Source organism: Geodermatophilus sp. SYSU D01180 (assembly GCF_054050415.1).
Genome location: NZ_JBJGZH010000039.1, coordinates 19,835 through 37,298, shown reverse-complemented (window position 1 = coordinate 37,298; position 17,464 = coordinate 19,835). Strand labels below are relative to the sequence as shown.

Here is a 17,464-nt window from a genome sequence, read left to right as displayed (position 1 = left end):
GGGTCGACGCTCCACAGCGTCGACCCACCTCCGGGCCGACAGCTTCAGACTGCCGGAAGAGGCGGTAACGCTCCGCCAGCCGGTCAGTGTCCGGGTGATCCGCTCGTCGGACTGGGAGCCACATCAGTCGTCGGCCGTGGTGCTCCTGCAGGCCGTGGCGCAGCATCGGTCCATCACTCACGTCTAGGAGACTTCCGGCGATCTCCACGGTGAGGTCCGGGCGGATACCGAGGATGTTCGCGTCGTAGGCCGCGTGGTGCAGCTTGCAGAGCGCCAGCCCGTTGGTGACGACGGCGTCCCCACTCGGGTGCGTGTCCGGGAAGATGTGTGCAGCGTCGATCAGCGCCCGCTGGTTGAGGTTGCAGACGGCGCATCGCATGTCGTAGGCCGTCTTCACCTGGCTCGCAAAGACCGCCTGGTGCAGTCGGCGCTTGGTCTGCGCGAAGTTCCACCGACGGAGCGCGGCCTCCATTGGGGTGTCCGGACGGACGAGTCGCTGCTCCTCGGTCAGCGCCATGACGAACTGGGACTCCTCGGGCTCCTCCCACAGCAGGTACACGGGGAAGATGGCCTGGAAGACGCTCGGCTGGATCCCGTAGAACCAGATCAGCGGGACCTGCTTGAGCATCGCGACGCGCAGGGCCTCGTTCTCGCCCTCGCCACCCTCGTCGCGGCGGAGCTTGTAGCGATGGAGTCCGTCGGCTCCCTCGGAGTCGTCGTAGGGCCGCCAACGGGCGCCCTTGGGGGCAGCCGTCAGGATGCTCAGCGCCGAGGACCAGCCCTGCGGCTTGCGGATACCTCTGCCTCGGTCCACCAGAGGGAAGCGCTCGCCATTGACGGAGAAGTCGTTGGCGAGCTGAGCGCGGGCGACGGGGACCGTCCCGTCGAGCGTCGTCCTGGTGAGCCAGTCGATCGCCGCAGCCCTGACGTACTCCTCCGAAACGGCTCCGTCCACATGTGGAGCGTGCCTGGCGACTGGCCGGAGCACAACGAGCTCTGGACGTCGGCCGGATCGTGTCGTCGCACAGGTCACGGCTGACTCGCAGCCCGACCTCGCGAGCGATGTCTTACCGGTCTGGCACGCTCCAGGACGTGCGCTCCCACTCGATCCTGGGTCTGTTCGCGGGGATCGGAGGGTTGGAGCTGGGACTGCACCAGGCTGGCCTCACCGGGCCGACACAGCTGTACGAGTGCTGGTCGTCCGCTCAGTCCGTCCTGGCTGCGCGGTTCCCCGAGGGTGAGCTCCACGACGACGTCCTCGCGCTGGAGGACCTTGGCGGAGCGGGCATCGTCACGGCCGGGTTCCCCTGCACGGACCTGTCGCAGGCTGGACGCACCGCTGGCCTGCAGGGGAGTGCGTCCGGGCTCATCCGGCACGTCCTGGAGCTGCTGCGGTCCTCGCGGCCCGAGTGGCTTCTCGTCGAGAACGTCCCGAACATGCTCCGGCTCGGCCGGGGCAGTGCCATCCGCGAGATCACCGGTGCTCTCGAAGCGGTGGGGTACGACTGGGCCTACCGGACCATCGATTCCCGCTCCTTCGGTTTGCCCCAGCGACGCAAGCGCGTCTACCTGCTCGCATCACCGGTCCACGACCCGGCCGCGGTGCTCTTCCGCGAGGACGACCGGTCCGAGGAACCGGATGGCGCGGCGAAGGGCGCCTGGCACGACAGTGCCTACGGGTTCTACTGGACCGAGGGCAACCGGGGCGTCGGCTGGGCACGCGATGCGGTACCGACGCTGAAGGGCTCGACGACGGTCAGCATCCCCAGCCCGCCTGCCATCTGGGTGGTGGGACACGAGCCAGGCCGACGGATCGTCCGCCCGTCGATCGAGGCCGCAGAGGTCCTGCAGGGCTTCCCGGCCGGCTGGACCGAGAAGGCGCCGACGCGCGACCGGTGGAAGCTCGTCGGCAACGCCGTCAGCGTCCCTGTGGCGAAGTGGATCGGCGAGGGACTGCTGGCAGGTGACTTCCCCGCTGACGGGTATGCGAAGGTTCCTCGCCTGACCGGGAGTCCGTGGCCACGGGCGGCTTGTCACGTGGACGACAAGACCTGGGACGTCGGTGTCTCGGAGTGGCCCAGGTCCCCTGCCGCGCACTACATCCACCTCGCGACCCTGCTCGAGCAGCACGGGAGCGAGGCCTTGTCGCACCGGGCGACGAAGGGTTTCAGGGACCGACTGCGACGCAGCAGGCTCAAGCACGAGCCGGCGTTCATGGCCGCCCTCGACGAGCACGTGAGCCTCACCAGCCCCTGATGCCTGATCAGGCTGGCGCCTCACTCTTCCGCAGGTGACCGAGGATCCGGGCCGCCACCTCGCCCGGCTTCTCGTGCTCCCAGAAGCGCAGGACGGTCCAGCCCAGGCCCTGCAACTGAGCCGTCACGTCTGCGTCGCGAGCGCGGTTGGCGGCGATCTTGTCCGCCCACCACTTGCTGTTCGCCTTCGGTGAGGTGGCATGGACCGGGCAGCCGTGCCAGAAGCAGCCGTCGATGTAGACGGCCAGCCGAGCCCGGGTGAAGGCGATGTCGATGGTCCGTCGGCGCTGACCGGGGACTGGCCAGGAAACCCGGTAACGGAGGCCCGCTCGATGGAGCAGCCGGCGGACGGCCATCTCAGGGCCGTTGTCACGCCTCCGCAGGACGCTCATGCGTCGGGCGATCTCCGGTGAGGAGGCCCCGGGGTGGGGGCCCGGATCGCGGGGTGCTGCGCGCTCCACGACAGCAGCCTGCCACCGGCCTCCGACGTCTTGCGCCCGCAGCGCCCGCCGCACCAGGCCTCAGGGCGAGTAGTCGACCAGGAACTCACTCGCGCGCAGCAGGTCGAGGTGCGCCTTGATGGCCGACGCCACCGACGCATCACGGAGGAGGACGCCGCACTCGAGGTTGGTCTCGGCTGCGGCCGTAGAGAAGTTGGCGCTGGTCACCAGAGCAGCGAGGCCGTCGATCATGGCGATCTTGGCGTGCTGGACGGCGTACTCGCCAGCTTCAGGCTTGCGGAGCGTCCAGATGCGGGCGCCGTCGAGCATCCCAGCGAGTAGGGCCGCCTTCTGCTCCTGCTTGGCACGGTCCACGATCAGCGTCACCTTGACTCCCCGACGGAGTGCCTCGCGGAGCGTCGTCACGTAGGACGAGTCGATCGTTGCGGAGTAGGTGGCTGCGTAGACGTACGTCTGCGCCTCGTTGATCAGCTGGGACACGGCGAGGGTCGTGTGCCCCTCACTCTTCGGGAGACTCGGCGAGGTCCAGACCAGTTGCGGTCGCGCTGCCTGAGGGACGCCGCTCAGCGCCTCCAGGACGGTCGACAGAGCACCGACGTTTCCGTCGAGCTGGCTCAGGACCGCGTCGAGCAGCTCCTCCACCTCCTCCCGACGGGAGGGGTGAATGCCGCTCACGGCCTGATGAATCAGTCCGTGGCCCAGCACCAGGCCGGCTTTGAGCCGCTTGGCCTCCTCCTTCGTAACGAACCCGCCAAGCTCGGCGGCAGCGCTCACCAGCTGCCTTCCGGGAGAAGCCTGGAGAACAGGCCGGGCGTCCGGACGTTCTCGTCGACCATCAGGTCCAGGACCATGCGCCGGTCGAGGAAGCGATTCGTCCGTTCGCAGCTGGTCTCGCTCACGAAGAGGCAGAAGTGACAGGCGGCACCGTGGAGGAAGTCCTCCTTGCCCCGCGGCGCGCGGTGCGAGCAGATCGGGTCCGACGAGCAGCGACCGCCCCGGCGGAGTGCGTCCAGCACCACGCCCTGCAACTTGTCGGGCTTGGCGAGCTCCACCAGACCGCCGAGCGTCCCCTCGCTGTCCGAGGACGTCGTGCTGATCAGCAGTCCTGCCGCCGGCTGCACGTCGTCCGCTGCGGACCACGCGAAGATGCGCTCGGTGAGGCTCGCCGAGCCGTAGCCGCTGGACATCGCCATCTCGCGGATGAGCAGGTGCGAGAGCGTGTGGATCGCCCAGTAGCGCGGAGACGGGAAGCGTTCGTCCGGGTCGATCATGGCCGCAGTACGGCTGGTCCGACGGTGGAAGTTGAGCCGGTGCGCCTCCCTGTAGCGCTGCCAGACCGGCCGCTCGAGCACGTCGGCTTCCCAGGCCGCCACACGTGCTTCGTCGAACTGGATGAAGACGCCCTCGCCGCGATCCTCGGTCGCCGGCACCCACGTCGGAATGCCGTTGCGGGTGAGAGGGGCGACCCGGTCGGAGGCGTCGTCGATCCGGTCGAACGCGTCGATCCGGGTGAAGCCGATGAAGGCGTTGACCTTCTTCAGCCGTTCGACAGCGACGACACCTGTCACGAGCGGTTCGAGTTCCTCGCCCACCTTGCGCGACTCCGCCCTGAAGTCGAAGGAGCCGCTGTACTTGGTGAACTTCGACCGGTCGCTGAGGACGTTCCACTCCGGTGCCAGCAGGGTCCGCGGGTCTCGCCGCGCCACGACCTGCTCGCCGTCGTCCGTACTGGTCGAGTGAGCGATCGCGATCTGGAAGGCCTCCCAGAGGATGGCGTTGTCCAGATCGTCCAGGCCTGGGATTCCGTTCACGCCCGCAAGAAGCTTCAGGGAGTCCATGCCTTCCGGCCCGTGGATGGCCTCCAGCACCTTCTTGGGTAGGCCTTTGATGGCCGCAGCGAGCTCGGATGCCGATGCCTGGTCCTCACGCGGCAGGGCGAGTGCGCTCACGGTGTTCGAGAACCACTGGTTCGCGGCGCCCAGGAGCATGAGCCGGCCCTGCTCCTTGCACGGGAAGAAGGCATCCAGGTGTGCGTGCCGCCCGCGACAGCGCGGGAGCTTCGTGTCCGCGCCGCGCGCCGTCGCCTCGAGCATGCCGCGCTGCGCCTTACACGCCTGGCAGATGATCTGGACGTCCGGACCGATGTTGCTCTTCCACTCCCGCATGCGCAGGCGTGGCTTGGCCGCCGCCGGACACTTCTTACCCCGGTGCACCCACGCCACGTACGGGAACTCGTCGAGATGTCCCTTCTGGCAGGCAATCAGGTAGCGGGCCGGCACCGCCGTCCGGTCCTTCGGCGGACGCTTCTTCGCGCCGTCCTCCGACCATCCGGTGCACTTGACGTGCACGAACTCCGCCTTATCGGGCCGGAACGGATTCGTATTGCGGTACTCGAAGCTCACGCCGTCCGACACCTGGCCGAGCAGGCCGCAGCCGGTGCAGCGGAGCCACTGCGGAAAGATCCGTCCCGGGATGCCCAGGTCCGTGGCGGAGTCCTTCTGCCCGATCTCCGCGGACGCCCACGGCGGCTTGCGGAGCTCCTCCACGCTCCTGCCCAGGTGCGCCTGGACGACCTGGAGCAGACGAGGCTCGACGATCGTCTCCGGCGGCGTGGGTCGGCGCCGGTAGATGCGCTCCCAGTCGTCGAGACCGTGCGGCATGACCGACAGGTGTGGTAGGTCGACCGTCGAGCCGATGCCCTGCGTGTAGAGCAGAGCCGACGGTCGGATGGCGCCGACCTTCGCCCGGTTCTTGGGCTTGTTCGTCTCAACGTCGGCGAGAGGGTCGAGGCTCGGCTCGACGGTCGCGATCGCCGACTCAGTGGCGTCGAGGGCGACGTCGGCGACGTCGGTCGCGTCGTCCGACACGGCGGTCATGCGTCCTCCTCAGCAGGGGGCGAGAAGTCCCAGCCGGGAGCGTCGGTGGGCTCCCTGGCCGCGAGGTAGCTGGGACTGGGGCTGACCAGCAGGTTGATCTCCGGCTGCACCTCGCGCATCGAGTTGGCGACGACGAAGACCTTCTGCTCCGGAGTGGTGGTGCGGACCTCGGGACTGATCAGCAGCGGTCGCGTGATCTGGTTCTTGTCGGGCGACCGCTCGTAGACGAGTCCGCCGTCCTCCTCGAGAGCGCGACCGAGCCAGCGGTCCTTGCGCTGGACGAGCTTGGCCCTGACCCGCTCGTCGAAGTCCGGATCGAGGTACGCGCGGGACGCGCGCTCGGTCAGTCGCTCGATGATCTGGTCGAGACGGGTCGACCCGCTGATGACCCGGCCCGCACCGAGCTCGGGGGAGAGCGAGTTCACCCGGCCGACGTCCATCACCCGCGCAGCGCTCACGAGGACGCCCATGAGCCCTCGTTCGAGCGCGGCCTCGGAGAAGGGCGTCACGCTGAGCGCCTCGACCTGGGCGTAGAACGTCTCGTGGTAGTGCCGGAACTGCTCGAAGTGCGCCATGTCCCGCGGCCTCGCCCAGTTGGCCAGCGACACCACGAGACCGGGCCGGGCCGCGTCACGTCCCACTCGGGAGGACGCCTGGATGTACTCCGCGGTGTTCTTCGGCTGCCCGACGACCAGCATCAGCCCCAGGCGGGGGACGTCGACACCGACCTGCAGCATCGACGTCGCCAGGACGAAGTCGTACGGCCGCTCGTGGCGGTCCTTGAGCTTCCCGTTCGCCTTCTGCAGGGCCTCGCCGAACGCCTTCTTGCCCTTCGTGCTCCACCGGTCCGGGTCGAACTCCAGGGCGAGCTTGTCGAGCGTGGCCCCGATCTCCGACGACGAGATGCGGGAGGTGAGCTCACCGATCGCGAGGCGTGCGAAGTCCGTCGTCCGGCGCGGGAAGGGCTCGGTCTTCCCGGACACACGCGTGGTGACGTCATCGTCGAGGTAACGCCGCATGCCGGCCAGCTCGCGGGTCGCGCTGAAGTAGGCGACCGACGTCATGTACGGGTCGGCCGCCTTGCCGTGCTCGTCGAGGAGCTTCTGCCCGGCGAGCAGGAGGACCTCGGCGATCCGGATCTCGGCGAGCGTCAGCCGAATGCCGTGCGCGCAGACGCCGATGTACTTCCGCCCGGGCTGGTCGGGCGTGACCTCCAGCTCCCTCGAGAAGTACGTCTGACGGACGTCGAGGACCTGCGGGGGAAAGACGTCGACGCCTCGCCCGTACAGGTTCCGGACCTGCTCCTCCGCCTTCCGGACCGTCGCCGTGGACGCCACGATGAGCGGCCGGACCAGCTGGTCGTCGCGCGACCAGGAGCACAGCACGTCGACGGCATTCTCGAAGACGCCGACCGCCGTGCCCAGTGCCCCAGTGATCAGGTGGAGCTCGTCCTGGATGATCAGGTCCGGAGGCCGTAGGCGCGGGACCGGCCGGACATCGACGGCCGGGTACGTGACGCCGCCCTTGGTGACCGCGTTGTGTTTCTGGCCCTTGCAGAAGTCGCCACGTGCGTCGGGGTGGCGGTAGCCGTGACGCGGGCAGGACTCGCTGACGTAGCCGAAGAGGCTCGCTGCTTCGCCCTCGCGGGCGAGCCGGGCGAACTTGTCGACGGTGGCGAGTAGGAACGTCGGCGGATGCCGGTAGATCTCCTCGTCGACCGTGAGGATGGGCAACCCCTCGTCCTGCGGACCACGTTCGGAGAAGGGGCATTCCTCGTCGCGGTCACCGCAGTAGACGTGGATGCGCTGGGTCGTGGCCACGGCATCGACGTCGCGCTTGGCGTCAATCGGCGTCCCGCACCACGGGCAGCGCTTGATCTGCAGCACTGTGAGGCCGTGCGCGCGGCCGTCCTCCGACTTCGCCAGCTTCACCTGGCTCTCTGCCTCGGCGAACCTCTTCGGGCTGACGCTGCTGCCGACCCAGAGCCCGATGCGGAACGGCTCCGCGCCCCACGTCCCCTCGTCCTCCTGGCGGATCAGTTCAGCGGCACAGACGAGGGCCGCTGCGCGCTGGAACTGCTGTGAGGTCAGCAGACGGAGCGTGTACCGCATCAGGACGGCGACACCATCGCCGCCGTTCAAGTCCCCACCGTCCCCATTGACCGTTCGTTGGAGACGTCGGATGCCGAACGTGAAGGCCGCCAGACCCAGGTAGGCCTCGGTCTTGCCACCACCGGTGGGGAAGAACAGGAGCTCGACGCGGGAGTCGTCGCTGCTCCGGTACGGGTCGGCGGGGTCCACCAGCGCCGGCAGCTGCATGAGGATGAACGCCAGCTGGAACGGTCGCCATGAGGCTGCCCTGTCGCCCTCGGCCTCGACCTCGGCGAGCGCTTGTTCCACGGTCACGCCGGCTTTGGCGGCGCGCTTGGCGGCGACCTGCGAGCGGAGGCGTTGGTCTCGCATCGCCCGATTCATGAACCGGAAAGCCTTGAGCGTGTCTGGATCGGTGGCCAGAAGCGCCAGGCCGGCCTCGAGGCGGTTGGCCGCAACTGTGGCGTCGCCGACGGCCTTGGTTGCGGTCTTCCGGAGGTGGTCAGGGAGGTCGGCCGCCGCCGCACCCTGCTCGGCCAGCCAATCGCTGTAGCCAACGACCATCGGCTCCAGCGCCTGACGCACATTCCGCGCCTCGATGTCGGCGAGGACGCGCATCGACGTGACAGTGTCGCCGGCCGCGCCGGCCACGGTCTGCGGGACGTCAGCCGTCGGCAGCCAGGTGGTCATGACCTTGCGCGCACGGCGAGTGTCCGGGACCTCCTGCCAATCGACGGAGCAGGTGCGGCCGACCGCAAACTCGAGCTTGTGCTTGTACTGGAGATCGAGGCGCCGTCGCTCCTCGTCCTTCTCCAGGTATCCCGGCTCGTAGACGTCGCGGCTCGGCAGGAAGCACGCCGACCCGTCCTGAGCCGCCACGCTCAGCTGCGTCTGGAAGAGCCAGTCGCCAGGCGGAGCATCGACCCCGGTCACTCGGTCGTTGCTCATCGCCAGTTCGACGATCAGGCGGTCACCCAGCGGGAAGACCTCGACCCGCAGGCTGACGTCTTGGCCAAGCTCGACGACCTCGCTGTGGCGCGCTGTGGTCCTCGCAAGGTCAAGGGACGTTGAAACCTCGAAAGGCGTCCGGCGGAACCACGTCCGCTTCCGCCCGGTCTCCTCGTTGAGGCGCTGAAAGCTGTCGTACCGGCCCCACTCGGCGGTCACGACGAGCGTATCCACCTCGGCGGGCACCTGAAGGCGAAGCCCCATCGAGGACGGGTGCGTCAGAGCGCCCTTCGGGCCGGTGTCCTCGTCGTCGTCCGACTCTGCCGTCGAGACATCCTCGTCGGTAGGGACCGGGACGCCCAACTGGCCGTCCCGGTCCGGGTCGGCATCCGTAACCGCCTGCATTGGAGTTCCGTCGACTCCCTGGCTCTCCGCGTCGTCAGGGCTAAAGCTCAAGCGTGCGAGGGAGGGGTCGATCGTGACGGGCGCGAGGCCGCCTACGGCATACATAGCTCGGGGACTGGCCGGGATTTCCCCGTCAGCTTCGCCTCGGGGGCCGAGCAGCTCCTCGCGGATAAGGTCGACCAGTTCGCCCCGCACAACCGTTGAATAGCGACTTGCCATCAGGGGAGCTCCCCCTGACTGGCAACCGGGTGACGCTCTGCAGCAGCACGAATCTGGTTCTCTCGCAGTAACCTGTTCAGCAGTTCGTCCCTGGCGGCTGGAGATACGGTGAATCGCTCCATCTGTCGGTACGTATGGAATCCATGTTCAAGCGGCACGTCCGACCAACCGTATGCATCTGCCGTGGCTGCGTCGCACTCAATGTGCAGCTCCCGCACCAGATTTATGTCGTGGTCATCCTGGACATTTGGATTGTTCACTTCGTTATACAGGTCCGTGAGGCCGAGGTCGCGACGAATCATAATTTCTCGCCGCTCCTCGTCTAGGCGCGTACCCGCAAGCTCAAGCCTTTCGGTTCTTGATGGGCGCGGAAAGGTCTCAAACACGTCCGAGGCGGTGTATCGAACACGAGTCTCAAGCGTTGAGCCCCAGGTGATAGCCCACAGTTGGTGCATCGAGGAGGAGAGTATTGCAAAGTCCGCTAGTGCAGGAAGTGCAAAGACCGCCAGCGTCTTCGCCAGGACCTGATCGCTTTCGACCCGCACGGGCGTGACGGCCTTGCTCGTGACGGCCAGGACCGGAACTCTCTTCATCTTCTGGATTGCGGCGTACATGGCGGGCCGCGGCTTCTCGTACAGCCACCAGCGGTCTCGGAGTGCGCTAGACCGCAGCTTTTCGCGCTCCGGCTTCACAGACTTAAGCGCCCGCGCGTACGGAAGTTCGTACTTGGCGGCGTCGGTTGCATTGAGGTCGGAAAAGCAAACTGCCCATCGTGAAGCCGAGCAGTCGGAGCGCGAGTTCACGTCCTTTCCCCCGAGGAACCTCCGGACGACGGCTACGTTTTTCGCGTCGGCGCGGATGAGCTGGACGGCTTCGGTCTCTGTCAGGAGGAATCCGTCGCCGTTCAGCTTCACACCTTCGAAAGCGATAGACTGATTTTCCGCCAGCCGAACAGGAGCGCTCGTCGTGCTGGAAGTTTCACCTTCCAGCATGGTGGAGATGCCTGCAACAGGGGTGCGATCGGCAAATCGTGCTACACCATCCGCGAGTTGTGCCAGTGTGATGCACACTACTGCGTACTCAAGATTCGCCGACCGACTGGGCCACGGCTCGCTGCGCACCGCCCATCGAATAGTGGCGCCACTCCTCACCATCTGATCGAGGCCCACGCGCTTGGTTTGGTTCTGAGCGATGGAGTTTGTTGCAATCAGGCCGATCTGACCCTTGCGTCCATGGGCCAACTGTTGCGCTCGAAGGAAAAAGTAGGCTACAAAGTCAGCCATTCCTCGATTGCCGTCGGCAATTTGATTGACAGCCCACTCTCGCATGTTCTCGCCTAGGGCGCTTCTTTGCGAGGACACGCCGAGAAAGGGTGGGTTGCCGATGATTGCGTCGAAGCCACCGTGCTCCAGTAAGACATCCGGAGCTTCAATGATCCAGTGAAGAGGTTGCCAACGGTCGAAGTCGGTCCGCACAGTTGGCGTGAGGCCTTGGTCAATGATGCGGTTGATGTCTGCGGTGTCGCCAGGAGAGCCGTCCGCAGAGAAGGCTCGCATGAGCGCCCACTCCAACGAGGTGTAGGCGTTGTCAAGTGCAGCACCGGGCTTGCCGCCGAGTCGGAGGCCGGCAGCGATGATGCCGTCGGCAATCAGACGGAGCTTCGCGGTGACCTGTTCGGACTGCTCAAGCAGGCGGCGCTTGCCGTTGCGTGAACGCTGGGGGTCGTCCTCGTCCACGGGCGAGGCCAATAGGTGCCGGATGCGCGTGGCCTCGGCAAGCACTGTGTCTACGTCGACGAAGGCGTTGAGCTGCTTCGTCTTCTTCGGGTCCGGCGCGATGTAAAGGTGTCGCAGCTGCTCGAGCGTGGTCAGGCCGAGCAGCGAGTTGCCGTGGAAGATCTTGTCGTCGACGAAGGAGAACGGCTTGGTCGAGTCCAGGGAGACCAGCCAGAGGGAAAGCTTGCACATCTCGATGGCCATGCCGTTGATGTCGGCGCCGTAGAGGCAGTGCGCGATGACCTCGCGGATCGCGTGAGTGCGAAGCCCGATGTCGACGTGGTCGGCCTCGACCATGCCTTCCGCGGTCCAGGCCTCGACGAGCCGGGCGGTGAGGTAGCGGGCGGCGGCGACGAGGAAGGCGCCGGAGCCGGCGGCAATGTCGGCGACCTTGAGGTCGAGGATCGCTGCGCTCGACTTCAGCCGCCAGGCGTCCTCGTCGTTGGTCTGTAGCGGCCCTGGCTCGTAGACCAACGGCTGGAGTGCGTGGAGGACGACCTCCTCGGCCAGTGATCGGGGGGTGTAGTGAGCACCGGCGTTCTTCCGTGACGGGGTCTCTGCGACGACGAGACCGCCACGCGGGACGACATAGGGCAGGTTGCGGAGGTCGCGGCGGATGAATGGCGACCAGGAGACCAGCGCACCTAGCAGATCGGGGTCATCTCCGGCGACGGGCTTGAAGAGGCGGTTCATCTCCGCCTCGTCGACCTTCTCGTCGTAGAGCTTGGTGAGCTTCGCGGCTGAGACGAGTTTGGCCGCCGGCTGGTTCTCCTTGACCCAGGCAGTCAGCCGTGCGGCGAAGTCCTTGGTGCCCGTGGATCCGTCGTAGATCTCGTCGAGCGTGTCGAGGTCGATCTCCGGTTCCTGACCATCGGTGCCGACCAGGCCGAGGAGAACCTCGGCCTCGACCTCGCGGCAGGTGTAACCGAGCAGGCCCTCATAGATGTAGCCGATCTGCTCGACGTCGACGTCCCGGAACGAGATGCGCCGTGCCTGTCCGCCGACCTTGGCGATCTGGACCGACTCGAGCACGTGGAGCATGACTCGGTCCGAGACGCGCAGCCGCAGCCCCCCGTCCGAGCGGGCGGAGGTCAGCCACGGGAAGCGCTTGGGGTCGAACAGCGAGCCGCCGTAGGCCGGCATGCGGACCTCGTCGAAGTTCGCCCCGCCGTAGAGCGCGGTGCTGACGGCGAGCAGGCGGTGCCAGACGTCGGAGGAGTGGTCGAGGTTCTCTTCGCCCTCCTGGTGCGCCCATCCCTGGAGGTCGTCCAGCAGCGTGCTGACCCCATAGGCGGCTCGGTACAGCTCCGGCTTGGGCAGCATGTCCCGCTCCTCGGCGAAGAGGAGGAAGACGACCCGCATCATGACCGTGACCGCGGCCTGGTAGATCTCGTCCGGGTTGTCGCACAGCGGGTTGTCCAGCCCCTTGGCCCGCGCGGTCAGCCGGGCTTCGGAGAACGCCTGCACCAGCAGCTCGACCGACTTGCGGACCTGGACGCCCAGCGCCTCGGTGATCTCCTCGGCCTCGAGCACGCTGCGCGCGAAGAGTCGGGGAAGCCGTCGCTCGGCGTTCTTGTGCCGGAGCGTGCCGGCGTGGATGAGCGTGAGGAACGCGTCCCGCAGCTGCGGCTCCTCGCGCCAGGTCAGTGCGTCGACCACGCCGGAACCGGTGGTCGTGCCCTCCCCGGCCCACACCAGCGCCCACCAGCGCCCGTCGGTGACGATCCCGACCGTGGCGTCGGCCTTGCGCAGAAGGGCGGCCATGCGGTCGATCTCGCTCGCGGACCAACCGTCGGTGCCCACCGTCCGCAGGCTCTCGCTTGGCGGCACGATGCGGAGCAGGCAGGTCAGGTTGCCGTCGCGGCCGCGCAGGGCGCCGTCCGGACGCACAGTGATCATCTCGGCGGGGGAGCGGACCACCAGGTCCTCGGGCAGCTCCTCGGCGCGGACTCGATGCCCCTGCCACTCGGCGAGGTCATCGAGCACCACCTCGGCCCAGGTTCGAGACACATCGGAGTAGTCCTGCGCCGACTCGTTCCGGGACCGGTCGAACGCCTGCTCCCAGAGGGCGTGGCTCTCCTTGAACGCGACGAGCCGCTCGTCGGCGTCGCTGAGCGGGTCCATCCCGTTGGGCCAGATGTCCTTGAGCACCGGCAGGGACAGGAAGGGACCATCGGTCTCGACCTGGGCGAGCCAGTCCTGGTGCAGTCGGGACACGCTGGGCGGACGTCGCCTCATCGGATCGTCACTCCTCGCTCGGCGTCGGTGGGGCTGATGGCGAACAGGACGGCGGCGGGGAACGGCCACGGCCTCACGTCCTCGTAGCGGGTCTCGACCGCGCGCCGTTCACGACGGCGCTCCTCGTCGAGTTCCTCGAGCCGGGCGCGCATCTGGCGCAGGTCCCGGTCCGACTGGCGTTGCTCGACGACGTCGAACAACATGCCCTCCGACTCCTGCCGCAGCCTCTCGGCCTCGGCGATCGACTCGCGGAGCGTGCCGGCGAAGCGCGTGAAGATGGCGTCCACCCGTGCGAGGTCCTCGTCGCGCCGCTTCGCCAGCCGGGCCTCGATCTCCCCGGTTCGCTTCGCCACGCGGGCCCGAATCGCCTCCTCGATGCGGGACCGCAGGCCTGTCGCGGCGTCGTCCCACGCCGCGGCGAGGTCGTGCAGCAGCGCCTCGGGCGCGCCGGTCAGCTCGTCGCCGTCCAGGGCGCGTGCCAGCAGCTCCTCGGCCCGTTCGACCCCCACCTGCTGGCGGCGCGTCAGCCGAGTGCCGGCGAGGAAGACCTCCTCGTGCAGCCGGATGCCGCCCCGACCGACCAGGACCAGTCGGACGACGGCCGCGGCGAAGGACTCGTCGAGTCCCGGGACGACGACGGCACTGACCCGGTTGAGATCGGACTCCCCGCCCCACAGCGCGGAACGGAGCAGGCGGGTCGAGCGCTGCAGCAACGGGTGGCCGAGGTGCGCGTGGACGACGTCCGTGCTGCCGCGCGCGAACTGCTGGTCGAAGGTGATCGGCCGCAGGCGGTCCGGCTCCAGCCGGCTGGCCAGCCCCCGGGTGACCGGCTCCCAGGAGCGGGCGAGGTCGGGCAGCTCGAAGACGAGGGACTCGTTGTCCGGACCTCCGAGGTCGATGAGCGGGGGCTGCATGTCGAGGTCGAGCGCCGTCTCCACGACCCGCCGGAGGTTCGCCGGCCGGAGGTGCAGGCTCTCGCGGTCCGCCTCCAGCTGCGTCTCCAGGGCCGTCAGCTCGGCGTTCACCTGACGCTCACCGAGCAGCATCTCGTTGACTGCCTGGTCGGCCTTGCGGGCCTTCCCGCTCAGGTCCGCCTCGAGCCGTCGACCGGCCAACTGGCGCTGGATGTCCGGCGCGATGATCTCGTTGGCCGAGCCCAGGTCAAGTTCGACCCGGGCGATCTTCGTCGCGACGCGGGCGAGGAAGTCGACGTCCGACGCCAGACCGGAGCGTCCTGCCGCCGGCGTGAAGTGCCGGATGTCCGGCTGGTGGGCCTGGCCGTAGCGGTCCACCCGGCCGATGCGCTGCTCCAGCCGGTTGGGGTTGAACGGGATGTCGTAGTTGAACAGGCGGTGGCAGTGCGCCTGCAGGTCGATGCCCTCGCCGGCGGCGTCGGTGGCGAGCAGGACGCGCACCTCGGTCTTGTCCGGCGGCTCGTTGAACTCCGCGCGGGTGAGCTCCCGCGTCACGGCGTCCGTGCTGCCGTCGATGACGGCGATCCGGTCGGCGTCGTAGCCGTGCTGGAGCAGGTTGTCCCGGATCCAGTAGAGCGTGTCGACGTACTCGGTGAAGACGACGATCCGCTCGTTCAGCCAGTGGCCGTCCGCGAGCAGGACGCCGTCGAGGTGACGGACGAGCGCGGCGAGCCGGGAGTCGACGGTGCCGTCGAACTCGTGCCCCCAGCGGCTGAGCCACTGCAGGTCCTCGACGTCCTGGTCCGACAGCGGCGGCAGCTTCCGTCGGGTGCCGGCGAGGGTGAGGAGCTCGGTCTGGTCGGCCTTGCCCTCCTCGAGGTCGTCCGCATCGATTCCGAGAACGTCGTCGTAGTCGATGGTGAGGTCGGCGTCGACGCCGCGGCGTCGGGTCTCCAGGTAGACGTCGACGGTCTTGGCGAACGCGACGGGGGAGGAGAAGAAGCGCTTCTTGAGCAGGAGCGTGGCCATGTCGCGGGCCTGCTTGGCGGTGCCGTCGTCCTTGGCCACCGCCTTGTCCCGGCGGTTCGTGAAGGCGAGGAGGCGCTCGTAGGCCTCCTCCTCGGCGGCGGTGGGCTCGAAGGGCAAGGCAGTGACCTGGCGCTCCTGGAAGCCCTTGGCCTCCTTGAGGTCCCGCTTGAGCCGGCGGACGGCGACCTCGCGGAGCGCGGAGCGATCGATGTACGTCCCGCGGACGAAGCGCTGCGGGTCGATCATCTCCAGCAGGGCGGTGAACGACTCGACGTAGCCGTTGTGCGGGGTGGCACTGAGGAACAGGCGGTGCTCACACTTCTCGGCCAGCTCGCGGACGGCCCGCGTGCGGTCGGAGTCGACGGCGTAGCCGCGCCGGGTGATGTTGAGCTTGTCGACGCGCTGCGGGCTCGCCGGCGCGACGTGGTGCGCCTCGTCGACTACGAGGACGTCGAAGGCGAACCGGCGGGCGCCGTTCTGCCGGGCCGTCTGGGCGTAGACGTCCCGGAGGAGTCGCTGCGCGCGCTGCCCCGGCAACCAGGACATCGAGACGATGATCCGCGGAAAGAGCGTGAACGGGTTCGCGTGCAGGCCATGCGTGCGCCGGACCTCGCGCATGGTCTCGGAGTTGATGATCGTGAAGTCGAGCCCGAACTTCTCGAGCATCTCGTCCTGCCACTTCAGGGCGAGGCCGGCCGGGCAGACGATGATCGCGGTGCGCGCGCGGTGGCGGAGGAACAGCTCCTGGGTGACCAGCCCGGCCTCGATGGTCTTGCCGAGACCGACGTCGTCTGCGAGGAGCAGGTTGGCGCGGGACTCGCGGAGCGCCCGGCGCAGCGGCTCGAGCTGGTAGGCCTCGACGTTGGCGCCGCTGCGGAACGGTGCCTGGACGACCTGGGAGTCGGCCGAGGTGATGGCGCCCCAGCGGAGGGCGTCGATGAAGGCGGCAAGACGGCTCGGCTCGTCGAAGCGCTCCGGATCGATGCTGCTCGGGAGGCCGGTCGCCGGGCGGAGCGATCGTCCGAGCTCGAGCTCCCAGACGACCTGGAGCTCCTCGCCGAGGCGGTCCTCCTCGAGCGACTGCAGGGTCACCGCGTGCTGGAGCCCGGTGATGGCGTCATCCGCTCCGCTGCGCGGCAGTGCCTGAGCCCGGACGTCCGTAACTGCCCAGGTGGAGCCGCGGACCACGGCGATCTGCCCCTGCTCCGGGACGGATCGCGTGTCTGCGACAGCCCCAGTTACGAGCCCAGTGGTTCCGGTTTGAGCCTGTTCTGCAACGAACACGGTCGAGAACGATAGGTGCGGAGAGTGCAGATGTCGTCACACGGCGGGGTTGACTGGGGCGGTCTTGTCGCATGGGACTCAGGAGATCGATGAGGCGCCCTAGCCGGGGGGCGTGCGCCTGAGTCAGTCGGCTGTCCTCGCCGATGGGAGGGGTGGACTTGATGTTCCGGCATCTGGCCCGTGCAGGGCGACACGGCCCCAGATGGTCCGGTGCCGGCCGGACGGCGGCTTAGTCTCACTCGGCTAAGTAGCACCACAGCATGAATACGTCGGATGGGTGGCAGTGGTAGAGGGATCGGTCTATGTCCTCATGGATCCGTCAGTGCCGAACTTAGTGAAGTTCGGGGCGACCGAGAACGCCTCCAGGCGTAGAGGCGCAGGGCTGTCCATGCCCTCGGGGATTCCGGATAGGTGTGTTGTGGTCTATGACGAGCTGGTCTCTGACATTCAGCAAGTAAAGGCGCGGATTCATCAACGATTTAGCGCATATCGCGTAGAGGACCGCCGGGACTGCTTCAGGATCCCGGTGAAGGCTGCGGTTATGGCCTTGCAGTCGGAGGCGTGCAAGTTTCCTATCATGCCTCCTGAGGGGGAGCGCGCGGAGATCCTTTCGCAGCTTCATGTTCAGTACCGATACTGGATCAAGGATGGCGTCACGAGTGTCGCCATCGTGCAACTCGCAGACGCCGTCCTTCTTGAGATTGTCAGTTCTTACCCTCCTGGGAGAGGTAGGACTGTCGAGCAGGTCGATATGGACGTGATGGGCGACCACTTTGATCCCAGTGATCCGATCGAAGTCAATGTAGCGAAATTCTTGGAGCTGGACGAGGTCGATCTCATCAATGTCACACCACTCTTCGAGGACGAGGTTGCTCGCAAGATCGACGAGGCTCATAATCGGTATCTCGAATCCATCGAGTAGGGCAACCTCTTCGGCTGCAAGCGCTAGTCGCATTGCCCACGGTTCGTG

Annotated in this window: 9 protein-coding genes; 2 read left to right on the top strand and 7 right to left on the bottom strand. The window is 67.5% G+C overall.

What is annotated here, in order from left to right:
• On the bottom strand, positions 1-955 hold a 955-nt coding region (locus ACI8AA_RS22490; protein WP_457046594.1), incomplete at its 3' end, for an HNH endonuclease.
• Positions 956-1,092: 137 nt separating this feature from the next.
• On the opposite strand from ACI8AA_RS22490, the gene ACI8AA_RS22485 reads away from it, so the two are divergent.
• Positions 1,093-2,256 carry a DNA cytosine methyltransferase gene (locus ACI8AA_RS22485; RefSeq protein WP_457046593.1) on the top strand — a complete coding sequence of 388 codons (1,164 nt, stop codon included), beginning with the start codon at positions 1,093-1,095 and terminating at the stop codon, positions 2,254-2,256.
• Positions 2,257-2,263: 7 nt separating this feature from the next.
• Here ACI8AA_RS22485 and ACI8AA_RS22480 read toward each other — a convergent pair whose 3' ends face one another.
• The 6 genes from ACI8AA_RS22480 to drmD all read right to left on the bottom strand — a co-directional run bounded on the left by ACI8AA_RS22480 (position 2,264) and on the right by drmD (position 16,494).
• Positions 2,264-2,647 (bottom strand): very short patch repair endonuclease, encoded by a 384-nt coding sequence (locus ACI8AA_RS22480; protein ID WP_457046592.1) that lies wholly within the window; start codon positions 2,645-2,647, stop codon positions 2,264-2,266.
• 129 nt (positions 2,648-2,776) lie between these two features.
• Positions 2,777-3,490, bottom strand: a complete 714-nt coding sequence (drmC, locus tag ACI8AA_RS22475) for a DISARM system phospholipase D-like protein DrmC (RefSeq protein WP_457046591.1) — start codon at positions 3,488-3,490, stop codon at positions 2,777-2,779.
• Positions 3,487-5,592 (bottom strand): DrmB family protein, encoded by a 2,106-nt coding sequence (gene drmB / locus ACI8AA_RS22470; RefSeq protein WP_457046590.1) that lies wholly within the window; start codon positions 5,590-5,592, stop codon positions 3,487-3,489. The genes drmC and drmB overlap by 4 nt, the downstream gene beginning before the upstream one ends.
• Positions 5,589-9,254: a DISARM system helicase DrmA gene (gene drmA, locus ACI8AA_RS22465; RefSeq protein ID WP_457046589.1), complete on the bottom strand. Its 3,666-nt coding sequence runs from the start codon at positions 9,252-9,254 to the stop codon at positions 5,589-5,591. Before drmA ends, drmB begins: the two co-directional genes overlap by 4 nt.
• A complete protein-coding gene (locus ACI8AA_RS22460; protein ID WP_457046588.1) occupies positions 9,254-13,246 on the bottom strand; it encodes a DNA methyltransferase in 3,993 nt (1,330 codons plus the stop codon). The genes drmA and ACI8AA_RS22460 overlap by 1 nt, the downstream gene beginning before the upstream one ends.
• 17 nt (positions 13,247-13,263) lie before the next feature.
• On the bottom strand, positions 13,264-16,494 hold the full coding sequence (gene drmD, locus ACI8AA_RS22455) for a DISARM system SNF2-like helicase DrmD (RefSeq protein ID WP_457046587.1): 3,231 nt from the start codon (positions 16,492-16,494) through the stop codon (positions 13,264-13,266).
• Between the two features lie 277 nt (positions 16,495-16,771).
• Here drmD and ACI8AA_RS22450 point away from each other — a divergent pair, with 277 nt between their 5' ends.
• Positions 16,772-17,416 (top strand): GIY-YIG nuclease family protein, encoded by a 645-nt coding sequence (locus ACI8AA_RS22450; RefSeq protein ID WP_457046586.1) that lies wholly within the window; start codon positions 16,772-16,774, stop codon positions 17,414-17,416.
• The last annotated feature ends 48 nt before the right edge of the window (positions 17,417-17,464 follow it).

Bases quoted from the DNA above. Each gene is read 5' to 3' on its own strand.
- drmB (WP_457046590.1), bottom strand. From the start codon at position 5,592: ATGACCGCCGTGTCGGACGACGCGACCGACGTCGCCGACGTCGCCCTC.
- ACI8AA_RS22480 (WP_457046592.1), bottom strand. From the start codon at position 2,647: ATGAGCGTCCTGCGGAGGCGTGACAACGGCCCTGAGATGGCCGTCCGC.
- drmA (WP_457046589.1), bottom strand. From the start codon at position 9,254: ATGGCAAGTCGCTATTCAACGGTTGTGCGGGGCGAACTGGTCGACCTT.